Annotated in this window: 12 protein-coding genes and 1 tRNA gene; all 13 read left to right on the forward strand. The window is 38.4% G+C overall.

Features of this window, described 5'->3' with window-relative positions:
• The 13 genes from carB to OOL07_RS01120 all read left to right on the forward strand — a co-directional run bounded on the left by carB (position 1) and on the right by OOL07_RS01120 (position 13,028).
• Positions 1 to 3,222: a carbamoyl-phosphate synthase large subunit gene (gene carB, locus OOL07_RS01060; protein WP_264694326.1), complete on the forward strand. Its 3,222-nt coding sequence runs from the start codon at positions 1 to 3 to the stop codon at positions 3,220 to 3,222.
• Between the two features lie 2 nt (positions 3,223 to 3,224).
• The gene (gene greA, locus OOL07_RS01065; RefSeq protein ID WP_264696301.1) at positions 3,225 to 3,701 is read left to right on the forward strand and encodes a transcription elongation factor GreA; all 477 of its coding nucleotides are present in this window, start codon (positions 3,225 to 3,227) and stop codon (positions 3,699 to 3,701) included.
• 8 nt (positions 3,702 to 3,709) lie between these two features.
• The gene (locus tag OOL07_RS01070; protein WP_264694328.1) at positions 3,710 to 4,336 is read left to right on the forward strand and encodes an RlmE family RNA methyltransferase; all 627 of its coding nucleotides are present in this window, start codon (positions 3,710 to 3,712) and stop codon (positions 4,334 to 4,336) included.
• Positions 4,337 to 4,416: 80 nt separating this feature from the next.
• On the forward strand, positions 4,417 to 6,330 hold the full coding sequence (ftsH, locus tag OOL07_RS01075; RefSeq protein WP_264696302.1) for an ATP-dependent zinc metalloprotease FtsH: 1,914 nt from the start codon (positions 4,417 to 4,419) through the stop codon (positions 6,328 to 6,330).
• A 205-nt stretch (positions 6,331 to 6,535) separates the two neighbouring features.
• A complete protein-coding gene (gene folP / locus OOL07_RS01080; RefSeq protein ID WP_264694330.1) occupies positions 6,536 to 7,327 on the forward strand; it encodes a dihydropteroate synthase in 792 nt (263 codons plus the stop codon).
• A gap of 2 nt (positions 7,328 to 7,329) precedes the next feature.
• A complete protein-coding gene (gene glmM, locus OOL07_RS01085; RefSeq protein WP_264694331.1) occupies positions 7,330 to 8,676 on the forward strand; it encodes a phosphoglucosamine mutase in 1,347 nt (448 codons plus the stop codon).
• Positions 8,677 to 8,747: 71 nt separating this feature from the next.
• Positions 8,748 to 9,506 (forward strand): triose-phosphate isomerase, encoded by a 759-nt coding sequence (gene tpiA, locus OOL07_RS01090; RefSeq protein ID WP_264694332.1) that lies wholly within the window; start codon positions 8,748 to 8,750, stop codon positions 9,504 to 9,506.
• Positions 9,507 to 9,514: 8 nt separating this feature from the next.
• The gene (secG, locus tag OOL07_RS01095) at positions 9,515 to 9,976 is read left to right on the forward strand and encodes a preprotein translocase subunit SecG (RefSeq protein WP_264694334.1); all 462 of its coding nucleotides are present in this window, start codon (positions 9,515 to 9,517) and stop codon (positions 9,974 to 9,976) included.
• 9 nt (positions 9,977 to 9,985) lie between these two features.
• A tRNA-Leu gene (locus OOL07_RS01100) sits at positions 9,986 to 10,070 on the forward strand.
• Positions 10,071 to 10,236: 166 nt separating this feature from the next.
• Entirely contained in the window at positions 10,237 to 10,593 is a 357-nt protein-coding gene (locus OOL07_RS01105; protein WP_264694336.1) for an NADH-quinone oxidoreductase subunit A, read from the forward strand.
• Positions 10,584 to 11,060: a NuoB/complex I 20 kDa subunit family protein gene (locus OOL07_RS01110; protein WP_197744612.1), complete on the forward strand. Its 477-nt coding sequence runs from the start codon at positions 10,584 to 10,586 to the stop codon at positions 11,058 to 11,060. The genes OOL07_RS01105 and OOL07_RS01110 overlap by 10 nt, the downstream gene beginning before the upstream one ends.
• A 35-nt stretch (positions 11,061 to 11,095) precedes the next feature.
• Positions 11,096 to 11,782, forward strand: a complete 687-nt coding sequence (locus tag OOL07_RS01115) for an NADH-quinone oxidoreductase subunit C (RefSeq protein WP_413774097.1) — start codon at positions 11,096 to 11,098, stop codon at positions 11,780 to 11,782.
• Positions 11,775 to 13,028, forward strand: a complete 1,254-nt coding sequence (locus OOL07_RS01120; protein ID WP_264694343.1) for an NADH-quinone oxidoreductase subunit D — start codon at positions 11,775 to 11,777, stop codon at positions 13,026 to 13,028. The genes OOL07_RS01115 and OOL07_RS01120 overlap by 8 nt, the downstream gene beginning before the upstream one ends.
• The last annotated feature ends 15 nt before the right edge of the window (positions 13,029 to 13,043 follow it).

Consider the following 13,043-nt stretch of genomic DNA (forward strand, 5'->3'; position numbering starts at 1 on the left):
ATGCCCAAACGGACTGATATTGAAAGTATCCTCATTTTAGGTGCTGGACCTATTGTGATAGGTCAAGCTTGTGAGTTTGATTATTCTGGTGTACAGGCTTGTAAATCTCTTAAAGAAGAGGGATATCGAGTCATCTTAGTTAATTCTAATCCAGCCACTATTATGACCGATCCAGATATTGCAGATTCAATTTATATTGAACCAGTTACTTGGGAAGTAGTCAGCAATATTATTGCTAAAGAACGCCCTGATGCATTACTTCCTACTATGGGAGGGCAAACTGCTTTAAATTGTGCCCTAGATCTTGCTAGGAACGGAATCTTAGAGGGTTACGGGGTAGAGATGATTGGAGCAAATCAAAAATCAATTAATAGAGCTGAGGATCGAGATTTATTCAGACAAGCCATGGAGAAAATTGGGCTGAGTATGCCTTGCTCAGGTATTGCTCATAACCTTCAAGAAGCTCAAGAGGTCCAAATAAATTTTGGGTTTCCAGTCATTATTCGCCCCTCATTTACTCTGGGTGGATCTGGAGGAGGTATTGCCTATAATCGAGAAGAGTTTTTAGAAATTTGTGAACATGGATTGGATTTGAGTCCTACCTCAGAGATTTTAATTGAAGAATCCATTCTCGGATGGAAAGAATTTGAAATGGAGGTAGTGCGGGATTATACGGACAATTGTATTATCGTTTGCGCTATTGAAAATTTTGATCCCATGGGTGTACATACCGGAGATTCTATTACAGTAGCCCCCGCCCAAACCTTGACTGACAAAGAGTACCAATTGATGCGCAATGCATCTATCGCCGTGTTACGGGAGATAGGAATTGATACTGGTGGATCTAACGTACAGTTTGCAGTTAATCCAAAAGATGGGCGCTTAATTGTCATTGAAATGAACCCTCGGGTATCTCGCTCTTCTGCTTTAGCTTCTAAAGCAACCGGATTTCCTATTGCGAAAGTTGCAGCAAAACTTGCGGTTGGCTACAGTTTAAACGAGCTTCAAAATGAAATTACAGGCAGTAGTACCCCTATTTCTTTTGAACCTGCATTAGATTATGTCATTACTAAAATTCCTCGGTTTACTTTTGAAAAATTCCCTAAAGCTGATCCTCGCCTCACTACCCAAATGAAATCTGTAGGTGAAGTTATGGCTATTGGAAGGTGCTTCCAAGAATCTTTGCAAAAAGCCATTCGAAGCTTAGAGACAGGAATGGATGGGTTTCAGGAAAAAATAGCAACTGACCTGGATACTGCCAAAGAAACTATAAGATATCAATTGCGTGTCCCTTCAGCTGATCGGCTTTATTATATTGGAGATGCCTTTCGCATTGGATTTTCAATTGCAGAGATTTATGAATTAAGTGGGATTGATCCTTGGTTTTTATCACAAATTCAGGATCTGATTTACACTGAACAAAATTTAAAAGATATAAATTTACTACAATTAACTAAGGATCAAATCTATCAATTAAAACGTAAAGGATTTTCAGATAGCCGCCTTGCTACTTTATTAAAGACTACAGAGGAAGAAGTTAGAAAATACCGACACGACCTTAATATACACCCTGTATATAAACGAGTAGATACTTGTAGTGCTGAGTTTGCAACAACTACTGCTTATCTTTACTCTTGTTATGATGAGGAGTGTGAAGGGACACCCTCTCAGCGAGATAAAATTATTGTTCTGGGTGGTGGACCTAATAGAATTGGGCAAGGGATTGAATTTGATTACTGCTGTGTACATGCAGTATTTGCTCTACAGGAAGATGGCTATGAGACTATTATGGTTAATTGTAATCCAGAAACAGTATCTACCGACTATGATACTTCTGATAGGTTATACTTTGAACCTCTTACCCTCGAAGATGTTTTGGAAATTATTATTCTAGAGCAGCCTAAGGGGGTAGTGGTTCAGTATGGCGGGCAAACCCCGTTAAAATTAGCGAGACCCCTAGAAACTGTAGGTATTCCTATTATTGGCACAACGCCAGATTCAATTGACTTAGCAGAAGATAGGGAACGGTTTCAGCGCTTTATCTCTCAACTTGGATTAAAACAGCCTCCAAATAGAACTGCTCGTACCCAAGAAAGTGCTATCCAGCTTGCTGATGAAATTGGTTATCCTTTAGTGGTTCGCCCATCCTATGTCCTTGGTGGCAGAGCGATGGAGATTGTCTATAGTAAAGATGATCTTAATTTGTATATGAGAGAAGCTGTAAGTGTCTCTAATAATTCTCCAGTGCTTTTAGATCGCTTTTTAGATGATGCCATCGAAGTAGATATAGATGCAGTCAGTGATGGAACACATGTGATTGTAGGTGGCGTAATGGAGCATATTGAGCAGGCTGGAATTCACTCAGGAGATTCAGCCTGTGCATTACCTCCCTTTAGTCTAAAAACGGAAGTGCAAAATAAGCTACGAGAACAAATGCGAATAATTACTCAAGAGCTTAAAGTTATTGGTCTAATTAATGCACAATTTGCAATTCAAGGAAATGATATCTATGTGCTCGAAGTCAACCCTAGAGCATCCCGTACTATTCCCTTTGTCTCTAAAGCTACAGGAGTACCTTTAGCAAAGATAGCTGCACATTGTATGGTAGGGAAGAGCTTAGTATCACAGAATATCACTCAGGAAGTTATCCCGAAACATTTTTCAGTAAAAGAAGCCGTATTCCCCTTTATCAAGTTTTCTGGATCAGATCCTATTTTAGGCCCTGAAATGAAATCAACCGGTGAGGTTATGGGAACTGGATATTCCTTTGGAGAAGCCTTTTACAAAGCCTCACTGGGTGCAGGAGTAATACTTCCTAAAGGAGGCAAAGCTTTCATCAGTGTCCGAGATAGTGATAAGCCAAGAGTAGCTCCTATTGCGAGAACACTTATTCAACTAGGATTTGAATTATTAACTACAGAAGGTACAAGTTTAATATTCGATCAAGAAAGCATTCCTTATACTCGAGTTAATAAAGTATTTGAAGGGCAACCTCACGTTGTAGATATGATTAAAAACGATGAAATTGACCTAATCATCAATACTACAGAAGGGCGTAAAGCAGTCTCCGATTCTTATGCTATCCGTCGATCTGCACTGCAATACAAGGTAACATACACTACAACCTTAACAGGTGCTTGGGCAACTTGTGAGGCAATGCGTTTAGGAATAGCAGATTCAGTCTGCCGACTGCAAGATCTACAGCAAGGAGTAAAAACATGAATATAAGTAAAATACCGCTAACGAAAAATGGTGCTGAAAAACTCCGTGAAGAGCTACATAAACTTAAGTCTATAGCTCGACCAAAAATAATATCTGCAATTGCTGAGGCCCGCGCTCATGGCGATCTTAAAGAAAACGCAGAATATCATGCCGCTAGAGAAGAGCAAGGTTTTATTGAAGCTCGCATTAGTGAGCTAGAACAGAATTTAGCTCAAGCACAAATTATTGATATAAGTAAATTAAGACAAGATAATAGAATAGTATTTGGCGTAACAGCTCATCTCATAAATATAGAAACAGAAGATGAGGTAAGCTACCAGATTGTTGGAGATTTGGAAGCAGATATAAAAGAAAATAAAATTTCAGTAAACTCTCCTATCGCACGAGCACTAATTGGAAAAAAAATTGGAGACGAGGTGCAAGTTCAGGCCCCAAGTAAAACAATAAGTTATGAGATTACTATGGTAGATTATAAATAAAGTTTTTAATGAGGAAAAAAGGTAGTAGTACTCGTTGGTTACAGGAACATTTTCAAGATCCTTATGTCTTAAAAGCAAGGGAGCAAAAATACCGATCGCGAGCTGCCTTTAAGCTACAGGAGATTAATGCAAAAGAGAACCTGCTAAGATCAGGAATGATTGTTGTAGATCTTGGGGCGGCTCCAGGTAGCTGGTCCCAAGTCGCCTCTGATCATATTGGACAAGCAGGGCAAGTAATTGCGTTAGATATTCTCCCGATGCCTCCTTTATCTAGAGTTAATTTTATTCAGGGGGATTTTCGTGAAGAGGAAACTTTAAATAAGCTAAAGAGCACATTAAGAGACCACAGTGTAGACATTGTACTATCAGATATGGCTCCTAATATGAGTGGTATAATAGCAGCTGATCAGCCCCGATCTGTTTATTTAGGGGAGTTGGCTTTAGATTTTGCCTTGAATTACTTAAAACTTGGTGGGTCACTACTTATGAAAAGTTTTCAAGGTGCTGGATTTCAGATTTTTTATAATTCTATACATGAATATTTTTACCAAACACGGATTATCAAACCTATGGCTTCAAGAGATTGTAGTCGTGAAATTTATATTCTTGCAAGGAAATTGAAAAAAAGTAAATAATGAAATTTTGTAATCACAAATACTTACAGATGCTATCAACAGTGTGAGATTAATTTGGGAGGGATAGTAGATTGAACGACATAGCAAAAAATATTATTTTATGGGTAGTGATTGCTCTTGTACTTATGTCGGTTTTTAACAGTTTTGGATCTCGTCAGGTAAATGGGCATCAACTTGATTATTCCCAATTTATTTCCGATGTTAAAAGCGGGCATATTAGTAGAGTAATTATCGATGGTCGCAGCATTAGCGGTGACACTAAGGAGGGAAGGCAGTTTATTACTTATAGCCCTGGTAGTGATCCTGGATTGATTGGTGACTTGTTAGATAATGGGGTTACTATCGCAGCACGACCTGAAGAGAGTAATGGGTTTTTCATGCAGATTTTTATCTCATGGTTTCCTATGTTACTTCTTATTGCCGTCTGGGTTTTTTTCATGCGCCAAATGCAGGGTGGAGGTGGCGGAAGAGGTGCTTTATCCTTTGGTAAAAGTCGAGCTCGTATGTTGAATGAAGAGCAAATAAAAGTGACTTTTGGGGATGTGGCAGGATGTGATGAAGCAAAAGAAGAAGTTAAAGAGCTTGTTGAGTTCCTACGGGATCCTGGAAAATTTCAAAAATTAGGTGGAAAAATCCCTCGAGGTATACTGATGGTTGGTTCCCCTGGAACAGGTAAAACACTCCTTGCTAAAGCAATTGCTGGAGAGGCAAAAGTACCTTTTTTTACTATTTCCGGATCTGATTTTGTGGAAATGTTTGTGGGTGTAGGGGCTTCTCGAGTTCGGGATATGTTTGAAAATGCTAAAAAGCATGCTCCTTGTATTATCTTTATTGATGAAATTGACGCAGTAGGTCGCCAAAGAGGTGCAGGCCTTGGTGGTGGGCATGATGAGCGAGAACAAACACTAAATCAGCTATTAGTAGAAATGGATGGTTTTGAAGGTAGTGAAGGAGTTATTATTATTGCAGCAACAAACCGTCCAGACGTTTTAGATCCAGCTTTGCTAAGACCAGGACGCTTTGATCGCCAAGTTGTAGTATCTCTCCCGGATATTCGGGGAAGAGAGCAGATTCTTAGAGTCCATCTTCGTAAAGTTCCAATAGATAAGGATGTCGAACCATCTTATATTGCTAGAGGTACTCCTGGTTTTTCAGGAGCTGATCTTGCGAACCTCGTGAATGAGGCTGCTTTATTTGCAGCACGTGCTAACCAACGCTTAGTTCATATGGCAGATATGGAAAAAGCTAAGGATAAAATTTTAATGGGTGTTGAGCGACGCTCAGCTGTAATGAATGAAGATGATAAAAAGCTTACTGCTTACCACGAAGCAGGTCATGCTATTGTAGGTCGTTTAGTTCCTTCTCATGATCCAGTCTATAAAGTAAGCATTATTCCTCGAGGTAGAGCTTTAGGTATCACTATGTTTCTTCCAGTGGAAGATCGTTACAGCTACAGTAAACTTCAGATTGAAAGTCAGATTTCTAGCTTATTTGGCGGTCGACTAGCCGAAGAACTTATTTTTGGCACTGATCGGGTTACTACGGGCGCCTCTAATGATATCCAACGAGCTACAGAGCTTGCTCGGAATATGGTAACCCAGTGGGGCCTTTCTGAGAAAATGGGACCTTTAGCTTATGGTGAAGAGCAAGGGGAGGTCTTTCTAGGCCATTCAGTAACACAGCATAAAAATATTGCTGACACTACTGCTTCAGCAATAGATTCTGAAATAAGATCCATTATTGATCGAAACTATCAGCGAGCAAAAAATCTTCTAGAGGAAAATGTGGATAAATTACACATTATGTCGGATGCACTTATGAAGTATGAAACTATTGATAAGGAGCAAATCGATGACATTATGGCTGGTAAGGAACCGCGTCCACCCAAGGAGTATGGAGCATCTGATAATATGGAGCCTCCTAGTGACGGTATAAAGCTTTCAAAAGATTCATCTTCTACTGAGGGTAGTTCAATTCCTGCTAATCAGCACTAGTATTTTTAAAAGGTACATGGATGTACCGTAGGCTTTATTTATGTCATTTACTATACTGAATTAAGCGTAGTGCCTAACAGGATATTTAATATCATCTTTTTATAAGAATATCTTGCTATTTTATAGAAGATAAGAATGGAAACTACTCTTGCTGCAATATATTTATTGCAAAAATAAAAAAATTACACTTGATTCTCCTCGTATCATGGGAATACTTAATGTGACTCCTAATTCTTTTTTTGATGGGGGGGAGTATTTAGATATCGATAGAGCAATTCAGAGAGCACACCAAATGGTTTCCGAAGGTGCTGATATTATCGATATTGGTGGCGAATCTACTAAGCCCGGATCAGAGTCAGTTTCTATAGATGTAGAAATACAACGCACTATTCCTATCATAAAAATATTAAGCCAAGAACTCTCTGTTCCTATCTCTATTGATACGAGTAACCCAGAAGTAATGGAAGCAGCAGTTACATCAGGTGCTAGCTTTATTAATGATATTAATGCATTACAAACGAAAGACGCATTGAAAGTAGCAAGTAGTCTTAAGGTGCCTATATGCCTAATGCATATGCAAGGCACCCCTAAAACCATGCAGATGAACCCTTACTATCACAATGTAGTAGAAGAAATAAAAAGTTTTTTTCTTGAACGAATAAATACCTGCACACAGTATGGTATTTCTCATGAATATCTTATTCTTGATCCAGGGTTCGGCTTTGGTAAAAATGTTACCCATAATCTATTGTTACTCAAATATTTAAATTCTATCTGTAGCATAGGATTTCCTGTATTGGTAGGTATTTCCCGTAAGTCATTTATTGGTGCATTATTAGATGATCCTCTAGAAAATAGACTCTATGGAGGTGTATCTTTAGCAGCTCTTGCTATATGGGAAGGTGCGAAAATAATAAGAACCCATGACGTGAGAGCAACAAAGCAAATACTTACCTTATATGACAAGGTAATGAAAGTTAATAATGAAAGAGAATAAGCATGAAAAAAAAATACTTTGGTACTGATGGGATACGCGGTAAAGTTGGTACTCATCCAATTACTGCTGATGTAGTGCTCCATTTAGGGTGGGCTGTTGGTAGAGTACTTGCTCGAGGAGGTCAAGGTAAAGTGCTTATTGGCAAAGATACTCGTATTTCAGGTTATATGTTTGAATCTGCTCTCCAAGCAGGGTTATCTTCAGCAGGGGTAGATATTAGGCTGTTAGGACCGATGCCTACCCCAGGTATTGCATATCTTACACGTACACTACATGCAAAGGCAGGTATAGTAATCAGTGCTTCTCACAATCCCTATTATGACAATGGTATTAAGTTTTTTTCTAGTGCGGGAACAAAATTAGCTGGCGAAGTAGAGTTAGCTATTGAACATGAACTTGAATCTCCTATGGAAACAGTTAGTTCATCCCATTTAGGGAAAGTAGAAAGGGTGGTTGATGCCTCTGGCAGGTATATTGAATTTTGTAAAAGTACAGGACCTGCAAGTGTAGATCTTTCAGGAATAAAGGTTGTGATCGATTGTGCTCATGGAGCTACCTATCATGTAGCCCCCGATGTATTTAAAGAGATGGGAGCAAGTGTAATCACTATTGGTGTTTCCCCCAATGGATTAAATATTAATGACGGTTATGGCTCTACTTCTCCAGAAACATTGCGGCGTAAAGTATTAGAATCTGAGGCGGATGTAGGCATCGCTTTAGACGGAGATGGTGATCGAGTCATTATGATTGATCACAAAGGAGAAATTGTAGATGGAGATGAACTTCTCTATATCATAGCAAGATCTAGGCAAAGAGATAATACTCTATCAGGATCTGCTGTGGTAGGTACCCTTATGAGCAATATTGGATTAGAGAAAGCTCTTATTACTCTAGGAATTTCACTAATAAGAGCTCAGGTTGGCGATCGATATGTTTTAGAAATGCTTCAAGATAATAAATGTATTTTAGGGGGAGAATCATCAGGGCATATTATCTGCCTTGATCGCACAACAACTGGTGATGGAATCATATCGGCACTTCAAATTTTAGTAGAGATGGCTACTACCGGTAAATCCTTGTATGATTTAAAGGAAGCTATAAATAAATATCCCCAATGCCTTATTAATGTGCATATAGATCAGAAAATAAATCCTTATGAAGATAAAGTGATTATGAGTGCTGTGCGTGATGTTGAAAATCAATTAAGAGGAGAGGGTAGGGTGCTATTACGCTCGTCCGGAACTGAATCAGTCATTAGAATAATGGTAGAGGGGCCAAGCGAATCCCAAGTAAGTTTATTAGCACAACAGCTTGCACAGACTGTAACTAATAGTATGAATCAACTTTAAAATTGATTTTTGCTTATTTACAAAGTAAACTTCACTTTTTATATTGATTTTCACATTTGAGGTATAGATAGGTGCGAAAACCCCTAGTAGCTGGTAATTGGAAGATGAACGGTTTACAAGATACAAATCATCACCTGTTAGAGCTTCTAAAAAAAGAAGGAATAGAGGAAATAGGGGAAGTCGTAGAGATTGTAGTTTGCCCTCCCTTTATATATTTAGCAGATATTAAACATTTGTTAGAAGGATCTAACATAAAATGGGGAGCACAAAACGTATCTCATCATAGTGCAGGTGCTTATACCGGTGAGGTATCTCCATATATGTTGGCAGATCTAGAGTGTCACTTTGCGATCGTAGGTCACTCTGAACGACGTACTTTATATGGGGAAACTAATGGTATAGTTGCAAAGAAATTTGTGGCCGTTCAGCAAGCGAACTTAACTCCTATACTTTGTGTTGGTGAGTCTCTAAGAGAGAGAGAAGAAGGAATAACAGAGCGAGTAGTAAAAGAGCAGTTAGATGATGTTTTTTTACATACAGATATTCATGCTTTTAATAAAGCAGTAATTGCTTATGAACCGATATGGGCTATCGGTACAGGTCATACAGCAACCCCAGATCAAGCACAAGAAGTTCATAGTTTTATTCGCAATTATCTCTCTGAGCAGAGCCCTGAAATAGCACAAGAATTAAGAATTCTCTATGGTGGTAGTGTTAAGGGGGATAACGCTGCAGAGTTATTTACAATGCCTGATATTGATGGGGGATTAGTAGGCGGTGCTTCTTTAGAAGCAAAGGATTTTTTAACAATTTGTCAAGCAGCTAGTTAAAAACTATCATGCACAGTTTATTATTAATAATTCATCTCATTGTCTCAGTAATATTAGTAGGATTAGTATTAATTCAACATGGTAAGGGAGCTGATGAAGGGGCTTCTTTTGGTAGCGGGGCTTCAGCAACTGTGTTTGGTGCTAGTGGATCTGCTAATTTTCTTACACGAGCCAGCGCAATATTTGCAACAATGTTTTTTATTACTAGTCTGTCTTTAGCTTATTTTTCTAATCGAGATACTCAAAGTAGAAGTATTACTGAAATAGTAAAACCAAAAATTGTTGCTGATGAAAATATGGTTATTCCTCCATTACCTCCTGAAGGCAATGAAGTAAACGGAACTAAAGTTCAGATAGATGAGAAAATTGAGAATATGAATTCCAGCGATAAAGTAACGAATCATGTTATAGAAGATTCCAATAAAAAAGATAGTAAGCTTCAAAAAGATAATTCAACATCAAGAGAATAAGATGAAATTGCCGATGTGGTGGAATTGGTAGACACGCTGTCTTGAGGGGGCAGTGGGGTAACCTGTGCCGGTTCGACTCCGGCCATCGGCACCAAATATAATTTATTTAACTAGATAGATACGATAACCTGTATATCAAAGTAATGCTGTTTAGTTAAACACATTGAAGATTCTAACGCTGCTCTAAAAAAATTAGAGATAAATCCAAATAAGGATAGTTTATAATTCTATATGCTTTAGAAAATATAAAAATATTACCTATGTTAGATAACTATATCCCTATTCTGATATTTATTATTGTAAGTCTCCTTATAGGAGGGGTTTTATTAGGTTTAGGCTTCAGTTTAGCTCCTCATCGTCCAAGTCCTGAAAAAAACTCTCCCTATGAATGTGGATTTGAAGCCTTTGAAGATGCCCGGATGAAGTTTGATGTTCGCTATTATTTAGTGGCTATTTTATTCATTATTTTTGATCTGGAGACAGCTTTTTTCTTTCCATGGGCAATCGTATTAGATAACATTGGTTTATATGGTTTCCTTTCAATGGTTGTTTTTCTAGGCATCTTAGTAGTAGGGTTTATTTATGAATGGAATAAAGGGGCTTTAGAATGGGAATAGAAGGTATACTAGAACGCGGAGTAGTAACCACTAAAGCGGATCAGCTCATTAACTGGGCAAGAACAGGATCTCTTTGGCCTATGACTTTTGGTCTTGCTTGCTGTGCGGTAGAAATGATGCATGCTGGTGCTTCTCGCTATGATTTTGATCGGTTTGGTGTTCTTTTTAGACCTAGTCCTCGCCAGTCAGATGTAATGATTGTAGCAGGTACCCTAGTGAATAAAATGGCACCTGCTTTACGTAAAGTATACGATCAAATGTCAGAGCCTAAATGGGTAATTTCTATGGGATCTTGTGCTAATGGTGGTGGGTATTATCACTATTCTTATTCTGTTGTACGAGGATGTGATCGTATTATACCTGTTGATATTTATGTTCCTGGCTGCCCACCTACAGCTGAAGCCTTGCTTTATGGCATTATGCAGTTACAGAATAAAATAAAACGCACCTATACTATAGCTCGGTAAGTTAAATAAAAATTTAGAATTGGCTAGATATTAATATGGAGATAGTTGAATTAAAAAGTCGCATTGAGCAACGGTTAAGTAATGAAATAAGATTTTGTTATCTAGAAAAAGATGAACTTACTATCCAAGCTCCGTGTGAACATTATCTCTCAGTACATAATATTCTCCGAAATGAAGAGGAATTTCATTTTGAGCAGCTTATCGATTTATGCGGGGTGGATTATTTAGATTATGGAGTTGCTGATTGGTCAACAACTAAGAGGGCAACATCAACAGGATTTGGGCGTGCTGTAGAAAGAAAACAACATAAAGAATCCACAACCACTGACTCTCGATTTGCTGTGGTTGTTCACCTCCTTTCTATACGATATAACTGGCGATTACGAGTAAAAACATTTATTAGCGAATCTACGCCGATTGTGCCTTCTTTGGTGAATTTATGGACTTCTGCAAACTGGTTTGAACGAGAGGCTTTTGATCTTTTTGGTATTCTTTTTGATGGTCATCCAGATCTACGCCGAATTCTAACAGACTATGGCTTTATTGGGCATCCTTTCCGTAAAGATTTTCCTTTAAGTGGAAATGTAGAAATGCGCTATGACTCAGAGCAAAGTAGAGTGGTTTATGAACCAGTGAGTATAGAACCTAGAGTATTGGTCCCTCGGGTAATAGAGAGCGATCATCGCTATCAAGTTATGAGCAATAAAGATAACCATGGCTGAAATACGTAATTTTACTCTAAATTTTGGTCCGCAACATCCAGCAGCTCATGGGGTTTTACGTCTAGTGCTTGAAATGGATGGAGAGGTTATTAAGCGGGCAGATCCTCATATTGGACTACTTCATCGTGCCACTGAGAAATTAGCGGAAAGTAAACCTTTTAACCAAAGTATTGGTTATATGGATCGCTTAGATTACGTATCTATGATGTGTAATGAACATGGTTATGTTCAAGCAATTGAAAAACTCATAGGAATAGAGCCGCCGCCACGTGCCCAATACATTAGAGTAATGTTTGATGAAATTACTCGAATTCTTAATCATTTAATGTGGCTAGGATCTCACAGCATGGATGTTGGGGCAATGACAGTATTTTTATATTGTTTTCGAGAGCGTGAGGATCTTATGGATTGCTATGAGGCTGTTTCTGGAGCTCGTATGCATGCTACTTACTACCGGCCTGGGGGGGTATATCGTGATTTACCTGAAGCCATGTCTCTATATGAGCCTTCTAAATGGCACTCTGAAAAGGAAGTAGCACTTCGTAATCAAAACCGAACTGGATCTTTACTTGATTTTATTGAGGATTTTACTCGCCGTTTTCCTAAATGCGTTGATGAGTATGAAACCTTACTTACTGATAATAGAATTTGGAAGCAGCGTACCGTAGGTATTGGTGCAGTAACTCCAGAAAGAGCCCTTCAGCTAGGGTTTAGTGGTCCTATGCTTCGAGGATCTGGTGTAGAATGGGATCTAAGAAAAAAACAACCTTATGCTATATATGATCAGTTAGATTTTGATATTCCAGTTGGTGTAAACGGTGACTCTTATGATCGTTATTTAGTGCGAATAGAGGAAATGCGCCAATCTAATCGTATTATAAAACAGTGTATAGATTGGCTACGTATAAATCCTGGCCCTGTTGTAATAGATAATAATAAAGTTATTCCACCTAATAGGGAAACTATGAAAAAAGGAATGGAATCTCTTATTCATCATTTTAAATTATTCACTGAGGGTTATTGCGTTCCAGAAGGAGAAGTATACACTGCAATAGAAGCACCTAAAGGTGAGTTTGGTGTTTACCTTATATCTGATGGGGCAAATAAGCCTTATCGGTTAAAAATTAGAGCACCAGGATTTGCTCACTTAGCTGCTATGGATGAGATGGTAAGTGGGCATATGCTTGCTGATGTTGTTGCTATTATCGGGACAATGGATGTGGTTTTTGGGGAAATTGACCGATAAAATATTAACGATGAA

Source organism: Candidatus Nitrosacidococcus sp. I8 (assembly GCF_945836005.1).
Lineage (GTDB): Bacteria > Pseudomonadota > Gammaproteobacteria > Nitrosococcales > Nitrosococcaceae > Nitrosacidococcus.